At 39.7% G+C, this 20,183-nt stretch carries 16 protein-coding genes and 1 pseudogene; 11 read left to right on the top strand and 6 right to left on the bottom strand.

Annotated features, from left to right (window positions below):
* Positions 1-190: 190 nt before the first annotated feature.
* The 6 genes from H6G76_RS02560 (at position 191) to H6G76_RS02535 (ending at position 3,887) form a co-directional block, all read left to right on the top strand.
* On the top strand, positions 191-691 hold the full coding sequence (locus tag H6G76_RS02560; RefSeq protein WP_190695002.1) for a P pilus assembly/Cpx signaling pathway, periplasmic inhibitor/zinc-resistance associated protein: 501 nt from the start codon (positions 191-193) through the stop codon (positions 689-691).
* Positions 692-857: 166 nt separating this feature from the next.
* The gene (sipA, locus tag H6G76_RS02555; RefSeq protein WP_190695000.1) at positions 858-1,121 is read left to right on the top strand and encodes a regulatory protein SipA; all 264 of its coding nucleotides are present in this window, start codon (positions 858-860) and stop codon (positions 1,119-1,121) included.
* 32 nt (positions 1,122-1,153) lie between these two features.
* Positions 1,154-1,702: a peroxiredoxin gene (locus H6G76_RS02550; protein ID WP_190694998.1), complete on the top strand. Its 549-nt coding sequence runs from the start codon at positions 1,154-1,156 to the stop codon at positions 1,700-1,702.
* Between the two features lie 233 nt (positions 1,703-1,935).
* On the top strand, positions 1,936-2,424 hold the full coding sequence (locus tag H6G76_RS02545; RefSeq protein ID WP_190694997.1) for a hypothetical protein: 489 nt from the start codon (positions 1,936-1,938) through the stop codon (positions 2,422-2,424).
* Between the two features lie 57 nt (positions 2,425-2,481).
* Positions 2,482-3,351: a polyphosphate kinase 2 family protein gene (locus H6G76_RS02540; RefSeq protein ID WP_190694995.1), complete on the top strand. Its 870-nt coding sequence runs from the start codon at positions 2,482-2,484 to the stop codon at positions 3,349-3,351.
* Between the two features lie 314 nt (positions 3,352-3,665).
* Complete coding sequence (locus H6G76_RS02535) at positions 3,666-3,887, top strand: DUF4327 family protein (RefSeq protein ID WP_190694993.1); 222 nt, start codon at positions 3,666-3,668, stop codon at positions 3,885-3,887.
* A gap of 472 nt (positions 3,888-4,359) precedes the next feature.
* On the opposite strand, the gene H6G76_RS02530 is transcribed toward H6G76_RS02535, so the two are convergent.
* From H6G76_RS02530 to H6G76_RS02520, 3 genes are all read right to left on the bottom strand, one after another.
* Positions 4,360-5,466, bottom strand: a complete 1,107-nt coding sequence (locus H6G76_RS02530; protein ID WP_190694991.1) for a cell wall metabolism sensor histidine kinase WalK — start codon at positions 5,464-5,466, stop codon at positions 4,360-4,362.
* Between the two features lie 270 nt (positions 5,467-5,736).
* A complete protein-coding gene (gene gntT, locus H6G76_RS02525) occupies positions 5,737-7,080 on the bottom strand; it encodes a guanitoxin biosynthesis MATE family efflux transporter GntT (RefSeq protein WP_190694989.1) in 1,344 nt (447 codons plus the stop codon).
* A 187-nt stretch (positions 7,081-7,267) separates the two neighbouring features.
* Entirely contained in the window at positions 7,268-10,240 is a 2,973-nt protein-coding gene (locus H6G76_RS02520; RefSeq protein ID WP_190694987.1) for a zinc-dependent metalloprotease, read from the bottom strand.
* A gap of 576 nt (positions 10,241-10,816) precedes the next feature.
* Here H6G76_RS02520 and H6G76_RS02515 point away from each other — a divergent pair.
* Positions 10,817-12,517 carry a pentapeptide repeat-containing protein gene (locus H6G76_RS02515; protein WP_190694984.1) on the top strand — a complete coding sequence of 567 codons (1,701 nt, stop codon included), beginning with the start codon at positions 10,817-10,819 and terminating at the stop codon, positions 12,515-12,517.
* Positions 12,518-12,688: 171 nt separating this feature from the next.
* Here the strand turns inward: H6G76_RS02515 and cysE are convergent, their stop codons facing one another.
* Positions 12,689-13,423, bottom strand: a complete 735-nt coding sequence (cysE, locus tag H6G76_RS02510) for a serine O-acetyltransferase (protein ID WP_190694982.1) — start codon at positions 13,421-13,423, stop codon at positions 12,689-12,691.
* A 297-nt stretch (positions 13,424-13,720) separates the two neighbouring features.
* Between cysE and H6G76_RS02505 the strand changes: the two genes are divergently transcribed.
* Positions 13,721-14,176 carry an Rrf2 family transcriptional regulator gene (locus tag H6G76_RS02505; protein ID WP_190694980.1) on the top strand — a complete coding sequence of 152 codons (456 nt, stop codon included), beginning with the start codon at positions 13,721-13,723 and terminating at the stop codon, positions 14,174-14,176.
* Positions 14,177-14,287: 111 nt separating this feature from the next.
* Positions 14,288-14,803 (top strand): annotated as a pseudogene (locus H6G76_RS38205) (pyridoxal-phosphate dependent enzyme); the annotation flags it as partial.
* Positions 14,804-15,002: 199 nt separating this feature from the next.
* On the opposite strand, the gene H6G76_RS02495 reads toward H6G76_RS38205, so the two are convergent.
* Positions 15,003-16,601 (bottom strand): hypothetical protein, encoded by a 1,599-nt coding sequence (locus H6G76_RS02495; protein WP_190694978.1) that lies wholly within the window; start codon positions 16,599-16,601, stop codon positions 15,003-15,005.
* 251 nt (positions 16,602-16,852) lie between these two features.
* Here H6G76_RS02495 and H6G76_RS02490 point away from each other — a divergent pair, with 251 nt between their 5' ends.
* Positions 16,853-18,478 carry a glycosyltransferase family 39 protein gene (locus tag H6G76_RS02490; protein WP_190694977.1) on the top strand — a complete coding sequence of 542 codons (1,626 nt, stop codon included), beginning with the start codon at positions 16,853-16,855 and terminating at the stop codon, positions 18,476-18,478.
* 229 nt (positions 18,479-18,707) lie between these two features.
* On the opposite strand, the gene H6G76_RS02485 is transcribed toward H6G76_RS02490, so the two are convergent.
* Positions 18,708-19,109, bottom strand: a complete 402-nt coding sequence (locus H6G76_RS02485; protein ID WP_190694974.1) for a fasciclin domain-containing protein — start codon at positions 19,107-19,109, stop codon at positions 18,708-18,710.
* Between the two features lie 534 nt (positions 19,110-19,643).
* Here H6G76_RS02485 and H6G76_RS02480 point away from each other — a divergent pair.
* Positions 19,644-20,129, top strand: a complete 486-nt coding sequence (locus H6G76_RS02480; protein ID WP_190694973.1) for an allophycocyanin — start codon at positions 19,644-19,646, stop codon at positions 20,127-20,129.
* Positions 20,130-20,183 lie beyond the last annotated feature (54 nt).

Here is a 20,183-nt window from a genome sequence, read left to right as displayed (position 1 = left end):
TAGATTATTTAGGACAAATATAATAGTTTGATCTAACTATGGTATTTACAATTTATTGTTACTTAAATAGCCAAGAAAGTAAGCATGACTAAAGTCATAGGTATAAACGTGACTTTATGCTCATGTGATTACTAAGAACAAATTCTTATGATGATGACATACCCAACGGGAATGGAAAACAAGGTAACAAATGAAATTTAAATCATTATCGTTGATTGCTAGTGCAGTTGCTCTTACGTTAACTACAACCTCATTTGCTGTTAAAGCTCAAACATCTTCTGCTTCTCCTTTGCTATTAGCGCAAGCACAAGAACAAGGCCCTCGTCAAGGGAAAAAAGGTGCTTGGGCAGAATTAGGACTCACAGAAGCTCAACAAACTAGACTTAAAGAAATTCGTCGCAATACTCGCACACAAATTGAAGGTGTGCTGACTCAAGAACAAAAAGACCAGTTAAAAGCAGCTGCTGAAGCACGCCGCGCCCAACGTCAAGCAGGTCAACCAGGACAACGCCTAGGTCGTGGGGGTAAGGGTTTTGCTGATTTGAATTTAACTCAAGACCAGAAAAACCGCATTCAAGCCATCAAAGAGTCTGCTAAACAGCAGATGGATGCAGTATTGACTTCAGAACAAAGAACAAAACTTCAGCAATTACGTCAAAATTGGCAGCAGCGTCGTCAACAAAACCGCTAACTACATCAAAATTTTACAAACTTCCTTGCAGAAGATAGCGATAGGGGAAAAGTTTGCATCCCCTTTCGCGTTCCCTAATTTCCCAACAGATTTCTTTTACTTCAATTAAATCGGCAATCCCTTTAGTATAAAGTTAGGAGTTAATTCAAACTTCTAGCTTTTTTCTATGTCCAAAGAATTCACTATTGGTAGTAAAGTCAGAGTTATCGCGCTACCACCCTACGTTAAAACAGCCGACCCAATGCCGATGCTGCGTCCTCCAGATGTGATTCATCTTGGCGAAGAAGGTATAGTTCTTGACCGCCGTCCTGGAGGATATTGGGGTATCCGCTTTTCTATGGGTGCTTTCTTATTAGATAGCCAATATATTGAAAGCACAGACACACCTAGTGAATCTGACCAGGGTGATAATAGCAACCAAGAATTGTAAACTTATGTAAAGTTGTGATTCTGGTCTGTACCATGATTTCTCGCCGCAATTTTTTCAGCATCTTAATTGCTAGTTGTTTTGCTCTCATCAGTTGGTTAAACTTATCACCTGCGGCTAATGCGATGGGTGGTAAACTACCAACGGTAAATCAAGCCGCACCAGAGTTTACATTGCCGACTAACACAGGCGATGGCAAAATCTCACTTTCTGACTTGCGTGGGAAGTGGGTAGTACTTTACTTTTATCCCAAAGACTTTACTGCTGGTTGCACTATCGAAGCACGCCGTTTTCAGCAAGACTTACCTAAATACTTAGAAAAAAATGCTCAAATTATTGGTGTTAGTGCTGACGATGTAGATTCTCATGCTGAATTTTGCGATTCTGAGGGATTAAAATTCCCTCTGTTAGCTGATACAACTGGCTCAGTCAGCAAAGCTTACGGTTCTTGGATTGGTTATGTATCTATGCGCCACAGCTTTATCATCGACCCCGAAGGTATCTTGCGTGAGACTTTTGTAAAAGTTAATCCATCTGTTCACAGCCAAGAAGTGCTGGCAAGATTAGAACAATTGCAATCTTAGCTTTACATAGCAGCCTATTTAATTTACAAACTAGTCGTGGAGGCAGGCAATAGGCAATAGGCAATAGGCAACAGATTTTGTTGGATCTCCTACACGGTTTGCTATAGATTTGATTTTTATGTCTATGTGTCTTTGTAGTGAAATTTGAACAAAACACATAGACATCAAACTTATTTGCGCGACTTCAACTGATTCGCTAGGCTATTTGTATCCTGTTTCTTCTATAGCCTGCTATGGAATTTGAAGGCAAAGCCACCGTTACAACCGCTACAGAAACTACAGAGTTTGCTCAATCAGCTACAACGCGGAAACCACTAGAACTATTGCGAGATACTGAAGCTTTGTTACGTCGTCCTGCTGTAGCTACATTAGTGCCAATTTTGCCGCCCAAGCTGAGTAATAGAATGCAAGCAGCCTCAATTGTGGCGGAGGAATCTTTACAAGAATTAGCAGAAATTGATTTAGAACAAATTAATGATTGGGAATTGCAACCTGTACGGCTGCGTGTAGGTTTAAGCTTTGTGGGTTTTGGCGCACTGATGATCCTGGTGCTGTTACTGTATTTGAAGACCTTGCATCCAGAACTGAGTACAGTAGAACAGATTCGCAAATATTGGTATCAATATGTTTGGTTTGTTTGCTTAGGGATCGCAGGAATGTTTGTTCTCGGTCGAGAAACAATGCGACCAACTGTTAAGCCAAAGATACTAAAAAAACGGTAGCACAGGCGATCGCACCTTATATATTTCATCCTACATCCTTCACACTTCATACTTTTTATGAATCATGATGCATTTATCGTTCCTCCAGGTTCAAAGATTTCTCTGCGGAAAAACTATGACCCTGCTTATACAGCCAATTATCATGACAGAAATGATGCAGCACTCAAATTACGGTCAGACATAGAAAGATTAGCAAAGTATCAAGATATTCTTTACGCCCACAACAGCTATGCATTGCTAATTATGTTTCAGGCGATGGATGCTGCTGGCAAAGACAGCACCATTAAACACGTAATGTCGGGGATTAATCCCCAAGGTTGCCAAGTTTTTAGTTTTAAATCTCCCAGTAGTGAAGAATTAGACCATGACTACCTTTGGCGAAGCATGAAGGCTTTGCCAGAAAGGGGAAGAATTGGCATCTTCAATCGTTCCTATTATGAAGAAGTGTTAGTTGTTCGTGTGCATCCAGAAATACTCCAAAAGCAGCAAATCCCTCACATTCCAAAAGGTAATAAAATCTGGCAGCAGCGTTTTACAGAAATCAATAATTTTGAAAAATATTTGGTCGAAAATGGCATTATTGTGCTTAAGTTCTTTCTGAATGTTTCAAAAGCAGAACAGAAAAAAAGGTTTTTAGCCAGAATAGATTCTCCAGAAAAAAACTGGAAGTTTTCGCTAAATGATGTTAAAGAAAGAGCATTTTGGGACGATTATATGGATGCTTATGAAGATGTTTTTTATCACACTAGCACTTCCCATGCTCCTTGGTATGTCATCCCTGCCGATCGCAAATGGTTTATGCGGATGGTAGTGGCTGATATTATCTGTTCTAAATTAGAAGCACTGAACCTGAAATATCCTACCGTCAACGAAGAATTTAAACAGCACCTTTTACAAGCAAAGTATGCCTTAGAGCAAGAAGATTAACTGATTAACTATATAAACTTCTGCAAATAAGTTTAACTTTTATAAACTTGCTCTATCTCAAGGCTGATAAAAAGTTAATGCTAATATGGCATTCTGAGCAAAGCATAGATAACTTATAGTTGTTTAGCTGTGTCTGCTTGAAGCACAAAATTTCACTATATTTATTGATGAAGGCATATTAGTGTTAGAAATTAGCTAGCCTAAATGCTCTATTACTTCACAATTTCCTCAAATATTTTTGATAATTTTAGAGTAGAAGCAAAGCGTCCATTGTTTTGCTTTTAATTCCTTGATTACTTACAAAGGAACAACTTATGGATATTGCTGTTAAATACGACATCGAAATTATCAAGGAAGAAGCTCGTCAATTGGTCGAAAAAGGTCTTATTAGTCGTCAACGACCAATTTATGCTTTATGCAAATATATTCCTGAGCGTGACTGGGCATTTTTTGAACTTGAGCTAGAAAAAAACGAATTCTTGCTCAGAGACAGAATCATTGACCTATTGGGCAGCGAAAGCTGGAAAGAAGATTGAAGTCTAACATCCAAGTTGATTCAACTTACAGCTTTCCCCAATAAATTTTAAGTTAATTAAAGTTAATATTCAAAACTTATTCATGCCCTGCTGATCGTAGCTATTATTTGGAGCTATTTTCAAAAGAAGCAGGGTTAGTCTTGGGAATGATTGGGAAATAAGTAGGCGATCGCAGCCCAACCAGATGCAGTCAGTAAACTAACTAAGATAGAAGCCAATACAAAAGTAGTCATATCGAAAATTAATTAAACACTCGATATTGAATATCTTCAAACTATCAATTGAGTGTGTCTTTGATGCGACTAGCTTGTGACAAATTCTTGTATATATAGGGAACAGGTGACAGGTAACAGGGAACAGAGTAAAAAGGTTATAAGGGTGTAGGGATTTTGAATAATGAAAAGGATAAAACTTAGACAAAAAAACACTTTTAAGGCTATCACCTGTCCCCTGTTACCTGTCACCTGCTATTTCAAGCTAAAGGCAGACAGAAGCTAAATATACTGCCAACACTTAATTCGCTTTCTACTTTAATCTGACCACCTTGTAATTCCACTAAACGCCGAGAAATAGTTAAACCAATACCTGTTCCCCCCGAATGGCGATCGCGTGATTGGTCAGCGCGCCAAAACCTTTCAAATACGTGGGGTAAATCATCAGGGGCTATACCAATCCCAGTATCTATAACGGCAATCCAAAGTTTAGCAGCTTCCGTCCAAGCTTGCACAGTAATTGTCCCTTTGGGAGTGTAGCGGATAGCATTTCCGACAAAATTAACTAAAACTTGTTCAGTGCGATCGATATCTGCTAACACCATAGGAAGTAATGATGGACATTCCAAGCGCAGTATCGGCCCATCTTCTAAAAGTTGTTCGCTAAATCTTTCGACTAAAGACTCTAATAAAGGACGCAGATTTACTGGTTGGATCTTAATTGGCAGATAACCGGCTTCTGCCTTAGATAATTCTTGCAAATCGTTAACTAATCTTTCTAAACGCCTAGTTTCCTTGGCTAATCGCCGATAAACTTCTGGTGAAGGTTCTATTTCGCCATCGGCTAATTCTTCTAAATAACCGCGCACAACTGTTAGAGGTGTCCGTAATTCGTGAGTCATATCACCAATTAGTTCTCGCCGCCGTGCTTCCACACCCTCTAAACTAGCAGCCATACGATTAAAACTTGCACCTAAACGATTCAGTTCGGGAATCTCAGAAAGAGGTAAACGTGCTGTTAACTCCCCAGCAGCAAACTTTTGCGTAATCTGTTCCATCTGGGTTAACCGCAGCATAATCCGTTTCGATACCCAATAACTTAATCCTCCCGCCGCAGTTGTACCCACCAAAACCGACCAAAGTGTACTGCTGCGCCAAGCTGTTTCAAATCCTTGAACTAGTTCAGTCCGAACATGAACTAATTTCAATCCTCTACTTTCTAATCTCTCCAAGTGCAGCACAAAAAAACGTGGAGAAGATACCTTACTGATGATCACAAGACTAATTATTCCCACCATCATCACTACTAAGTGGGAGAAAAACAGCCGGGATGCCAAAGGTAGAGACTTCGCCCAATGCCAACTCATTTTGAAAAGTAAGTTTTAACTATAGGTATAGGAATCATATTTAATTTCTGAAAAAAACATTATATCCAAACAAAACTCTTTGCTACTCTCTACTCCCAACCTAATATGCAATGGCGATTGCTTCTTCAACAAAACCGCATCAATAATTTTAGTTGCTGATAGATGCGATCTCCTATAGGGCGATCGCATAATTTCAAAGTGAGATGGGGAATCACATTCTCAGTAGTTGCCCAGTGGCAGCAATATCCTGTAAGCGCGCATCTCTATATACTACTGCTGAGTGGCTAAAGCTTGATTACCAAATGTCCGGGGTAGCTGTATTGCTAGAACGAACATATTAATTGCCATATAGGATACAAGCGACATCCACAGGAGTTGGTTATTATGAACATACCATGCCGTAATCGCCAGAGGCAGAAAACCTATACCAAAAGCAATTAAAACTGCGTTACGTAGGGTTGCACCTTCTTTTAAACCGATAAAGTACCCTTCTAGCATGAAAGCGATCGCAGTTAATGCTAAAAGCGGCAGCAACCAAATAGAATAATTACTGATATGTTTGTTAACCTCTGTGTGATTAGTCAACAATCCAAATACGGCATCGGGAAACAGCACCGACACGGCAGCAAAACCTAATGCAATCACCAGACTGGTCAATATAGAAACAGTCAATAGAGAACTCATCTGGTCTTTACTACCTTTACCCTGAAAGTTGCCTGTCAGTGTTTGGGTTGTCATACCGACACCTTGAACTGTAAACTGACTCAGCAATGCAATCTGTAAAAGTAAGCCGTTTTCTGCTAAGGTTTCCGTTCCCATCGCTGCACTGAAGTTGGTGAAAATGGCGTAAGTAGAAATCAGCACTAAAAATCGGATTAAAATATTGCTCTTTAGCACCACAGTATCTTTCAAGGCAACCCAATCGAAAACATCTTGTAAAGCCGCAGGTAAAGTTTGCCAAGAAATACTCAAGCCAGCATAAATAATCCCAGCCAACAACGCTAAATATTGACTAATAGCTGTCGCTAGCCCAGCACCCATGCTTTCCCAACCCCATCGAGAAATCATCAGATAGTCCAGCAGCACATTAGAACCATTACCAATTACAGACATCAGCAGGACGACACTGTTCTTTTCTTGTCCCATAAACCAGCCAATTAACACGAAGTTCAACAATACGGCTGGCGCACCCCAAATTCTGGCTTGAAAATAATCAGCCCCAGCAATTTCAATGTCTGGGGAACCACTCAAAATCATAAAACCAATCTTTTGCAATGGGTATTGCAGCAACAGAATTCCTAAGCCAATTCCTAAAGCAATTACGCCACTACGTATCCCTGCCAAGAGTACAGTTTTTTGATCATCAAGTCCCACTGCTTGTGCCGTCAGTGCATTGACGCTGGAGCGCAGAAATTTTAATACTCTGTAAAGGTAGTCAAAGATGATGGTTGCTAGGATAACTCCCGCTAAGTGACGAATGTCTGCTAAATGCCCTAAAAAGGCAATGTCAACCAAACCTGCTAAAGGCACCATCATATTGGAAAGTACACTAATGCTTGCCAACTTGTAAAAGCGAGGCAAGAAGTTGTACTGGGGAGAGACTGCAATTGTCATAAATTGTTGTCTGTACTGGATATGAACTAGGGGATAGAGGCTAGGAGTTAGGAGTTAGAGAAAAAAGTTTTTCAGGTTTGGTTGTGACTCATGAATAGCTATTCACAATGCCGAGTAAAAAAACTAGTTTCTAGCCTCTAGCCCCTAACCTCTTTCCGTCCCATTCTACCTAGTTCATCACAACTGCTTAATTTCCTTGCAACTGTGCATTCAAGGCTTTCTCGATGCGATCGCGTGTTTCGAGAATGTGGGCTTTGCTATATTCATCGTTAGAATTTACCTGGGCGAGTTTTTCATCTAATTGCTTGAGTTTATACCAAGCTAGAGTCCGGGCATCTTCTGGGACGTATTGTTTTCGCAACACCATGTCAATTAAGATGTCGAGATATTCTCGTTGCAAGCCACGTCGCAAACTAGATATCTGCAAACCTGAACCTTGGGGTTTGATTACCTCTGTCCAAATTCCGTTTTGCAACGTATCAAATAACTCTGGTAATGTCAGTGCTTTTTCGGGCTGATTTTTTAGTTCTAGATCCTTGAGGCGGTAGAGGCGATCGCCTGAGAGTAAATCCCGCAATACCCCACTCTGAAAGAATAAAACTAACTCGTGAATTGGATAATCTAAACGGCCAACACGTGGATAGCTACCCCAATGCCGCCAGCGAGAAGGTGCTAATTTATTCAGTAAGTCGGGAGAAAATTTTAAGGCATCTTCGGCAAACACATACTTTTGGAGAGTTTTTAAAGCTTCCCGTTGTTCTTCTACTGGTACTGGTTCAAATGGTAATTTATTTTGGCCATTGCTGAGTTTGTTAGAGGCAACATCCCCACCTTTGACACGATAAAAAGATTGCCCACCAATATATTTACTGACATAGTAAATCTGTTGAAAATAATTACCTAAAACCGTACTAAAGCGTTCGCTGACATCACTGTAGCTTTCACCAGCTGTAGGATAACCCTTGTTCAGACGATCCCACATTACCCGCGAATTATCTAGTTGCCATTGTGAATACACCAGCACATTATTACTATTGTCCCAAGCATCGGCTGTAGGATCGAGGTCATAGACATCTTCATCTGTAGAATAACTGTACTCTGGCTTATATGACTGATTGGCAATGTCTTGCAAAAATGACTTTTCAGCAATGGGAGTTGTGGCTTGAAATGGTTCATAACCATACTGAATTGCCCAATCATCATATGCACCCACCGCATTCGGGAAATAATCTCCTTGCTTTGTACCTTGAGGTGCAATATTCGGCGGAATGTAGTCCATTACCGAAGTCGTTAAACCTTTGTTTTGGGTAATCTCCTTATTATTCATATCCTGAGGAGATAGTAAGGTACTACCCCGGAAGTTATGCCGCAAACCAAGAGTATGACCAACTTCGTGGGCAATAATGAGACGTAAATATTGATGAATATATTCTTTTAATTGGTCTTGGCTGCTTTTATTTTCTGGCAGAAGCGTCATGGCTAACGAACCAAAGGCAAATTGGTTAGCAGCTTCCATGCCATAGCATAAATCATACTCTCCAGCCAGTTTGGATAAATTTCGTAACAACCCACTTTGTTCTGGCTGTTGAGGATTTTTATCTTTTGTTGCTAAACCGCTACTACACAAAAAGCGATTTTGCATCCATGCTGATAATGATGTGCGGTTTTCGTTTTGGCTTGGTTGAATAATTTTGCGATACTCACTCTTGAGCGCCCGCACAAAGCTAGCATCTACTAAAATATCTGCATCTAGAATTTCTCCAGTTAGGGGATTAACGCGAGATGGCCCCATTGCAAAGTAACCATCTACTGTATTAATCCAACGAATTGTGTTGTAACGAATATCTGCTGGATCCCAAGTAGCATCATCTGGCCTTTGCCGGGCTTCAATGGCATCTTTAAACCCGGCTTTCAGAAAAGCTTTGTTCCACATCAGTATGCCTTCTTTAATGGCATCACGGTATTCAAGGGGAACAGCATTATCAATCCAGAAAACAATCGGTTTTTTCGGACGGGAGATAGCTGCTTTCGGGTCTTCTTTTTCTAAATGCCAACGATTGATGTAGCGTACAAAGGGATCATCATTGTCTTTAGTTAAGTCTTGGTAAGCCGTGATGAAGTAACCAACCCGTTCGTCAGCTAAACGTGGACGGTAACCATTATTAGGCAATTGTGAGAAACTATAGTGAACCCGCAAAGTATAACCGCGAGAGTCTGGTAGTGTGACAGAATTCAATACTTCTTTTTCACTGCTGTTAGCACCACTAGAAAAATTCAGCACTGACTCAATTTCTACGTTATGGGGAAAAGCCTTAGCATCACCAAAATAAGACTGATCTGAATTTGCCGTTACACCTAAACTACTAGATAATCCCGCTAAGTCTGATAGTAACAAATCACCTAAATCAACCAAAATGGTTTTGCGTTGTGGATGAATGCTTTTGATATCTAGCATATAGAGGGTAGAATCACTAAATGACCGGGCAAGCGATCGCGCTTGTGGATCTCCCTCCCTTGTCCGAAAATTGACATTACGGACGATAAACTGTAATTTATTATCCACCCTTTGCCAATAAAACAGAAAATCTTGCAATGGCATCCCACTGTAAATGCCACGTTCTCCAATTCCCGATTCTAATGTGGCAGTTGCTAAATAATTGTCATTTAGCTGTTCTGGTTTAATTTCAAGATAAATTTTATTCTTTTTTTTATTACGATAGAGGGTAAACAGCCCCTCCTTTTTCTCTGTATCTTTAACTACTTCATCAAAAGGTTCTAAATCATCCTTACTGGATGGTTTCTCAGTAGAACTAGGCTTCGTTCCGGGCTTTTTTGCTGCTTTACCAACTTCTAAAAATGGTTGCTGTTGGGCTTTTTTGGTATTTTCTACTACCCAAGCAAAAGGCTGACTTTCGGGCTTTTGCTGCTGATTAATTACCCAAACTTGCGGCGATGGTAATTTTTTCCAGGCAGGTTCAGTATTAATCTTGTTAACTTCTGTGTTTTTTTTAGTACTTTGAACCTGTAAGCTAGGTTTCGCTTTTTGGTTATCGCGTAAGTTTTTATCGGTTAAATTAGTAGGTAATGACTCAGCACCAGCTGTTCCTATTCCTAACAATAAACTATGCAACAAAATTACATAAAAAGTTACTTTATTCATTTATCTCATCCCTGATAAACATAGATATAGCAATCCTATTTGATTTACAAACTTCTTGCGGAGGCAGGCAATAGGCAATAGGCAATACATTTGTTGGAATCTCCTACACGGATTGCTATAGTTAATTTTTAATTTTGCAAAGCAAGGCATTTCCATGCCATCAGTAAAGATAACTAAAAAAGTACCTTACCTATTTAGAAAACAAAAGCAGATCTTTCCGTTCCGTTAGACTTTTTACTGTAATATTTTTCTTAATAATTCCTTGTGTAACCCTCTGTAAATATCATTTTGCCACCAGCTGAGTAAAGTTGCTGGTAAAAACAGCACAATTTAGTCAAAATATTCTAAAAACTTTATTTTTGCTAATAGAATAACTATTTTTATAACTAAACCTAAAGTCTAACTTGGATAAATAACTTTTTATATCTGTGCTTTAGTTATTGTTAAAACATTTACTCAAGAGAATAAATATATTACTTTATACTTTATTCACAGTATCTCACAACAACAGCTAATACTAAATGTTAAGCAGATTTTAATCATAAATATTAACTATTAGTAGCAACAGATACAAAAATGTCAAAAATATCTCAAATATGGAAGCTTTTTAAAAGCTATATAAGTGGTAATAAGTTAAAAGATATACAAAATTTTACCTCTATGGATACAGTAAGAAAGATAGTAAAAAAAACCGAAACAAACAATAAATTTGCTTGGGCTAATTCCCAACCAGAAATTATATTACCAAGGCTGCAAAAAAGCTTGCAAGCATGGACAGAAACCGGAAATGCTGGTTTTATAATCAGCGATCGCCAACTCTATGAAGAAATTTACGATAGCTTAAGCAATGCGGTCTTGACAAGAGAGATTCTTACACAATTAATTGACTCACTTATTGCTGCCAAAAAAATTAGGTTTGTCTTGCTTTTTCAACGCCTAGCAGATTTTTATCACCGTTGGTGTCGTGGCGACTTTATTGATGCGGTACCAAACGACAACTTACCGCAGCAAAAAATGATGAATATGGCCGCACAAAATATTGCGGTAGGAATCAGACAAATTGATATCCAAACAGGACTAAACGTTCTAATTTTACTTCTAGAGATACACTGCCACGCCCAAAAACACAACGAACTGCGGCAACATATCAATTTTTATCCATCCACGCAACCAGACACAGACAATTTTTTTACATCTCAACTACTGCGAGTAATTAACTATAGTGATGCCCTGGAAATTGGCAATTTTAGTAGTATTGTTGGGGAGTTTCTTAGAGGTGGCAACTTTGAAGGTGCTTATTTAGGTGATGCTAACTTGGTAGGAGTCAACTTTAGCGGTGCAAATCTTACTCGTGCCTACCTTGGGGATGCCAACCTCACGGGTGCTAACCTTAGCAGTGCTAATCTCACACGCGTTAACTTCGGTGATGCCAACCTTAGTGGTGCTGACCTTAGCGGTACCAACCTTAGCGGTGCTGACCTGAGTAGTGCTAACCTTAGCGGTGCTAACCTTAGCGGTGCCAACCTGAACCGCGCTGACCTGAACCGTGCTGACCTCGGTAGCAGTAAGCTACAGGATGCCGAACTGTGTCACGCCAATCTCAGTGGTGCTAATCTTAAGGATGCGGAAATAAGTAGTGCCAACCTCAGCAATGCAATTTTGTTTGGTGCTAACCTCAGTGATGCTTTTCTTAGCAAAGTCAACCTCAGCCATGCTGACCTCTGCCGCGCCGACCTCAGTGGTGCTAATCTCAGCCAAGCTATCCTTAACGGTACTAACCTCAGCGATACCATTTTATTTAGCGCTAATTTAACTGAAACTGTTCTGATCGCCGCAGACCTCAGCTACGCCAAACTGAACGGTGCTAAACTCAACAACGCTCAACTTAATAGTGCGATGTTCATGGGTGCTGACCTCAGTGGTGTAGACTTAAGCAACGTTTTCCTTAACGAAGCTGATTTGACTGGTGTAAATCTCAACGAAGCAGACTTGAAAGGTGCAGACCTTACCGATGCAATTCTGTTTGGGACTGACCTTAGCTACGCCAACCTCAACCATGCCAACCTCAGTGGTAGTAACCTCAGTGGTGCGATCTTGAATGGTGCTAACCTGAGCCATAGTAACCTGAGTTACGCGATTCTTAGCGGTGCTGATGTTAGCGATGCAAATTTGGCAGAAATGACCTGGGGAGAAAAGCAGCAGTGGGAAGGTGTAAGGGGGTTAGAGACAGCAATGAATATCCCCACAGCTTTGAAGCAGCAATTAGGGTTGAGGTGATAAATAGGTGACAGGGGACAGGTGATAGGGGACAGAGTTAACAAAATGTAGGGGTTTAAATCCCTGGCTGCTATCAAGCCGCAAGTTTTGTGGCGGAGTCTCAATCCTCGTTACAACACGGAAAAAGCGAATTACGAATTGCGAATTGCGAATTGCGAATTGCGAATTGGTTTAAATTCCTGCACCGTCGAGAAAGTCTTCAATTACTGAATCGCTATTTGTCTTACTATTGTGTAAAATTTCGATTTCACTATCTACCCCAGTGGGTAATATTAATGTTGGCTGAGTTTGTAGTTGTTCTAGTTGTTTTTCTAGTGTTTTGACACGCTCAAATAACGCTTGAATAACTTCCGCTTCGACATCTCGGATTTTGTTATGCCCTAGCACATCAGCAGTGACGTTATTTTGACGAGTTACGCGTCCGGGAATCCCGACAACAGTCGTATTACTAGGCACATCGCGTAAAACTACAGAACCGGCTCCTATACGGACGCGATCGCCTATATTAATATTGCCTAAAACTTTAGCACCTGCCCCGACAACTACATGACTGCCTATAGTAGGATGGCGTTTACCGCTTTCTTTGCCAGTACCACCAAGGGTCACGCCTTGATAAATTAGCGCATAATCACCGACAATTGCTGTCTCTCCAATTACCACACCCATACCGTGGTCAATAAATACTCCTCTACCGATGACTGCACCAGGATGAATCTCAATTCCTGTGAAAAATCGGCTGAGATGGGAAATAAATCTTGGGATAAAAGGAAGACCTCTTTTATACAGCCAGTGTGCTAAACGATGCAACACTATGGCTTGGAGTCCAGGGTAACAGAACAAGACTTCCAGCCAGTTGCGGGCGGCGGGGTCGCGATCGTAAATAGTTTGTAAGTCAGTTAATAGCATACTCTGTTGAAGTTTTTGGTGAGTCAGTCAAAACGGTGTAATTCACAAGATGTCTTTACTTTGCCTAAGCGGCCTTATGTGGTATATGAGGTAAACATCACAAACTAAATTAATTCCTGTAAAAAACGAACTCAATTGGAACATTTTGTAGGATAATCTACGGTAAAACGATAGGCTTATAGCTATTTGCTCTTGATAAGTGGGATGCTATCACATCCAACACCAAGACAAAATTAATTTTGCATAAAATGCGAAAAATCAACCGATTAACCGTAGTATTTTGATTGAGTACAAATCTTGAATAGCCAAAATTACACTCTCCTGGATCTGTCTTCCAAAGTTGAATACGCGCTCCTAGCACTTATAGAACTGGCCAGCCACCATGAGAAAAAAGTACCTCTGACTATGAGCGAAATTACCTCTAAGCAACCTATACCCGAACGTTATCTAGAGCAAATATTGACCAACTTGCGACGCGCTGGTGTAGTCCAAAGTCAACGCGGCTCGAAAGGAGGTTTTGTGTTAGTTCGTGAACCTTGGCAGATTACTGTGTTAGAAATTGTCACTTTAGTCGAAGGTGAACGCAAAGAGAAAGAGTCTTCCGAAGCTCCCACTTTAGAAAAACGTCTAGTTTATGAAGTTTGGGATCAGGCTAATGTTGCTTCTATGGAGGTTTTGAACCGTTATACACTCCAAGATTTATGCCAAGAAAGAGAAGCTCGTTTACAGCAGAGTCCGATGTATTACATCTAAGAAGTATGAAGTATGAAGTGCAGAGTCAATAGTCAATAGTCATTTGTCATTGGTTATATTCTCCTTTCTCCTCCTCTGCCCCCCTAGTCCCTATTGCCTGTTGCCTATTCGGCTTCTGCTGTGAAAGACCGAATTGGGATCAGTATGGTAACAGCAGCAGAGGAAGCAGGTTTAATTCACCCTGGCAAAACTACTTTAGTTGAGCCTACTTTTGGTAATACAGGAATTGCCCTGGCAATGGTGGCGGCTGCTAAGAGATACCATCTTATTCTAACGATGCTCGACACTATGAGCCAGGAAAGACGGGCAATGTTGTGTGCCATAGGCTCTCAACTAGGGGACTTCCAACTAAAAAAATATCCAATCATGATAGGAGCAGAAGGAGCAGAGGGGGAAAAAGATTCTGATCAATATCTTTGATAGTTGATGGTTGAATAATTTAATTTCTGGAAGTCCCTAGAGTGAATGCGAGGCGTATAGACGCAAAGCGGCTTGTCGTTAGACATCACACTGGCCGAGGAAATTGTCGCCAAAACTCCCGATGCTTATATGTTGCAGTAGTTTCGCAATCCTGCTAACCCCAAAATTCATAGCCAAACCACAGCCGAAGAAATTTGGGAAGACACCCAATACGGTTCGGATAAGCATTTTGAACTCAGAATTGGTTTGGGGAAAAGGTTAAAGGGTAAGGGTTAAAGGTTTTTTCTTCCCCTTTCCCCTTTCGCCTTTCCCCTTTAACCGAACCGTATTGGGAAGACACCGACGGACAGGTAGATATTTTCGTGGCGGGAGTTGTTACTGATGGGACATTGACCATTGACCATCTTTAATAAGTACTTCGTCCTTCAGTCTCCTGTTCATGAGTAGAAGCTGCGGGTTTTTTCCCTGAATTACGCACGTTGACAATCTTACTTAGTAAATCAAACCAAAAAGGCGCACCCATCGAAATTGCAATTCCACTGATAAACCAGCCAGCAGCCATTGTTAAATATTTGGTGAAAGGAATAAATTTTTTTCTGTTACCAAGTTGCTGATCTAAGTTAGTGTCATTCCAGCCGATGGGGAGAGCAGTAGTTGTCAAAACTTGGTCGGTTTCATCTCTCAATCTTCGCAAGTTTTCTTTGGTATCAGTACTATTTGTTTGAACTATCTCGCCAGCATTATTGACAATCGCTGTGCGAATAGCGGTATCTTTAGACAATCTGTTAACAATATGCAAAGTGTCTGCATTAGCAATGATAGCGATCGCAAAGCCAATTAACAATGCCACACCTTTAGCGTTACGCTTATAAACTCCAGAGGCTCGCTCCATTGAATTATTGAAAGTTTGCTCAATTTCTCTGCGTAATATATTAATGCCTTCTTCAGTTGACTTAGCTTTCATTTGAGCGCGTCTTGCTAATATCGCCATGTTACCTACTACAGATGGCGGTAGTTTTTGCCTGAGATATTCTAATCGTTGAATCAGGTCTTGAAATATTTGGTATGCTTCACTATCTTTATTTTTAAACTCATTAACAAACTCTTGCTGAACCTCACTGCCTACATTGATTAATTGCACAATTTCGTTGATGTTTGGGCGCAATGCTTTTAAACAGATTGTCTGTTCAATATCATCAAAAGTATCTTGTCTTAAAAATTTTAATCGCTGTAGAGATTTATTGATTAATTCATGCTCTGGCATCTCGGCTTCAAAACTACTGATATATCTATCTAAGCTTTTAGCCATACGGTTAATAGTAGTATATAAATCAGCTTTATCTTTTTGAAAATTTGCAATAATAGCTCGAAAATCACCTTCAACTATTTGGTTAAATTCTGTAAGAGTATGCGTTAAAAATTGGCAAATATGATCATCACTATTATCTAACCTTTCTTGTAGCCTTAATAATACGTTTTGGATTTCATGTAATTGCTCATCTGCAAAATTAATTAGTCTTGATTCTGTTAATTTATCTACCAGTGTTGGCAACCCTAATGTATCCATCAAGGTTGTAGCAAAAGTTTCAGCAGGTATATAAGAAGGCGCGCTATGTTTTAGCTTGTTGGTAGTTTCTTGACCATTTTTGACATAGCCAAAAATACTTTTTTTTCTTTTTTCTCCTGTGAGAGACAACATTACAGGAATATAGGATAATAACCAAATAAACTTGCGAGGTAATGTAGTTAAAAATCCTTTAGCCTCTTGGTTGACACTTTGAATTAAGGGATGATTATATAAGTCGTTGACTAACTGAAGTACATTATTATCATCTGATTTACTGACATCCCCTGCTATTAAAATCTCGATGGATTTTTTTAAGTGGACAGCACGCCACTGCAAGATTGTAGTAATTAATTCCTGTATTTCTGATGCTAACAAACTTAAGATTAAGTAAATAAATGCTAATCCAATTGTTACATCTAGTATAAAAGGTAAACTCATTGACTGCTTCCTAAGGAGTAATTAGCATAGCTAGTTGCTAATAGTTGTATCATTCATATCATTCAATGAGTATTAAATAAAGTGAAAAAAAATGGTATGTTGACTCAAAAAAATTATCGCTAGTCAGAGAAAATTGAGTTAACCTTGGAAACTAGCAATTGTAAAGACAAATGTTGTAACTGGGTGCAAAATTAGAGATGGCTTTGTTCTCTAGGTAATTAAACCAGCTAGTAAAATGATGATCGTAGAATATGCAACAAGGAAGCTTTATTTGGGGTCATCGAGAAAAGCAGCATCGTGCGCTTGACAAATGGATTGATCGAGTTTGGCTAGCCGTACTGTTGTTCGCGGCGATGCTACTGTTTAGTGTTAATTTAGGAAGTTTGCCCCTGCGAGATTGGGATGAGGGAACTGTCGCACAAGTTGCGCGTGAAATTTGGAATGCCCCAGCCGGTTCCATGCGTTGGCTTTATCCTACCTTAGGTGGCGAACCGTACTTTAACAAGCCACCTTTGATGCATTGGCTAATTGCGGGGGCTTACTCTGTTGCCGGGATGAGTGAGTGGACAACACGTTTCCCCGGAGCAATTTTAACAGCCCTTTCTGTACCGTTACTTTATTGCATTGGTCGAGAAATCTTTCGCCAGCGTTGGGCGGCTATTTATAGTACTTTAATTTACCTAACAATGCTGCCTGTGGTGCGTTATGGCAGATTGGCGATGTTAGATGGTGTAGTAGTCACCTTTTTGTTAGTGATGATGCTGTGCGTGTTGCGATCGCGGCGTGATTTGCGTTATTGCTTAGGAGTTGGCGTGAGTTTTGGCCTAATTTGCTTAACTCAAGGATTTTTTGGCATATTTCTCGGTGCGATCGCAATTGTATTTTTGTTTTGGGATACACCCAGATTACTTAGCAGCTATTATTTCTGGACAGCAATTCTGATTGGAATTGTGCCGCCACTGGGTTGGTATATTGCCCAACTATGGCAATATGGTTATGCTTTTGCCGAAGTCGGCTTAGTGAATCAATCGCTTAACCGTGTTGAGACATTTCTAGCTAAGAATTCTCATGCACCTTGGTATTACATTCTAGAACTTCTCAAATGGACATGGCCTTGGTTAGTATTTTTACCACAGACTGTGCGCCTGACTTGGGAAAATCGCAACCTTAGCTGGGCGAAACTTGTATTAGTTTGGGGTGGGGTTTATTTAATCATCATTTCGTTAATGGCTGCCAAACTCCCGTGGTACATATTCCCAATCTATCCAGGTTTAGCTTTAGCTTTCGGAAACTTATTAGCAGACACAGAAAACTCATCTTTAATACCAACTTACCCGCGTAGTTGGGTCATTACTTTGTCTATACTGGCTGTTGTAGCTTCTGCTGGCAGCATTTATTTTAGTTGGGGTATACCACCTAAAACTGATTTACAACTGATTTTTGCCGCAATAGCTTTAACCATGATTTTGGCAGCTATTTTGGCAGAAAGAAGCGACGGACAATTTTTAAGAATTTTGTTTTGGGGAAGTTATATTTCACTATTTTTATTAATGAAATCTAACTATTGGGTTTGGGAATTATCTGAGACTTATCCTGTTAAACCAGTCGCCGCCATGATATCCCGTGCCAAACTACCTGTGAAAAAGATTTATACCTCTTTTCCTTACCATCGTTCTTCCTTAGATTTTTATAGCGATCGCACAATTATTCCCGCTACACTTGGAGAATTGCAATACTATTGGTACTACAACGGCAAAGAATTACCATACTTTTTACTTAACTCAGATGCTCTTCAGAATCTCCAACTAGATTCGATAAAAGTAATTGATCAAGCTGAAGGTTGGAAATTAATCACAAGAGAAACTCCTCGTGTATAAGGGAATGAGGAATTGGGTTCTGGGGATAGAGAAATTTTTATTCTCTGCTGATTAATAGTTCCTAGTCTCTAATTCCTTGTCCCTACTTACAAAATCTCTAAAATTTCTTCTAGAGAAATTTATTCTAGACTCAAATATAATCTTATATAAAATGCATCTAAACAGATGTGGGGCAGCAATTATTTATAATTGCTGCCCCACATCTAACTATTTCTATCTAAGCATTTACTTAGGCAGGAATTAATACTGTGTCAATAATGTGAATGACACCATTATCAGCAGCAACATCTGCTGTTGCAACAGTAGCATCATTTACTTTGACACCATTAGAAGCGTCAATTTTCACATCAGAACCTTCTACTGTGGTAGCTGATTTCAGCTTAACAACATCACCTGATAGTACCTTGCCTGAAACGACATGATACGTCAGAATTTTTGTGAGTTTTGGAATGTCTTTAAGTAATTTATCTACTGTTCCTTCTGGAAGTTTAGCGAAGGCTTCATCAGTAGGTGCAAAAACAGTAAATGGGCCAGCACCTTTGAGTGTATCTACCAGATTCGCAGCTTTGATTGCAGCAACTAGGGTATTGAAAGAACCAGCCTTAACGGCAGTATCAATTATATCAGCCAAGGTTTTTACCTAGTTTTGTGTAATCTATTCATCACTATAGCCTACTTTCTAAAAAATAGTAGCTACTGTTACAAATTGGTCTAATCAATTAAATTGAAATATCCAAATTTACTGGATCTATTTTATACAAAAAAATATAAATTTAATTTCTCCAGTAATACTAAATCGATACCTAAAATGCCTAACTGTAAAAAAATGAAATATAACTGCTATAGTGAATAAGTAAGTGTAAAAAATGGCAGTAATCTTACATTCATTAGATTAAAAATGAATCTGTCCGTGGGAAGAACCTATTTTTGTTCTCATTACTTTTTCCCTTTTAATTCTAGACTTGTAAGCATTGATAGAAAGTAAATACAAATTTCAACTAGTAGCTGCTCATCAGTTAACTATAGCCATCTGTTTAGGATATTCAAATAAATCTATTGCCTGCCTCAATCAGTAGTTTGTAAATCAAATAAGATTGCTATAGTTAGTCAGCCTTGAAATATTGCTGTAGTAAACGTAATTTAATTTTTTGCAGGAGTCTATATAATGAGCCTAATTATTAAATCAATTCTCAATGCAGATGCCGAAGCTCGCTATTTTACCCCTGGAGAGCTAGAGCCAATTAGAAACTTTGTTAAAAATGGTGAACGCCGTCTGCGCGTTGTTCAGGCTTTAACAGAAAATCGGGAGCGCATAATTAAACAAGCTGGAAATCAGCTGTTTCAAAAGCGTCCAGATATTGTCTCACCTGGAGGTAATGCTTACGGTCAAGAAATGACTGCAACTTGCCTGCGCGATATGGATTATTACCTGCGTTTGATTACCTATAGTGTCGTGGCTGGTGATACTACACCCATTCAAGAACTTGGGGTCATAGGCGCTCGTGAAATGTATCGCTCTCTTGGTACTCCTCTTGAAGCCGTAGCCGAAGGTATCCGTGGGATGAAAAATACCGCCACCTCTATGATGTCACCAGAAGACGCTAACGAAGTGAACGGTTACTTCGACTATTTAATTGCTGGTCTTCAGTAGAGCCAATACGGTTCGGTTTGGATAAGAAGTTTGCTTGTGAAGATAGACGGTGAG

The organism is Nostoc sp. FACHB-152 (genome assembly GCF_014697475.1).
GTDB lineage: Bacteria > Cyanobacteriota > Cyanobacteriia > Cyanobacteriales > Nostocaceae > Nostoc_B.
Note: the sequence above shows the minus strand (reverse complement) of the source record. Positions and strands in the feature narration are given on the sequence as shown.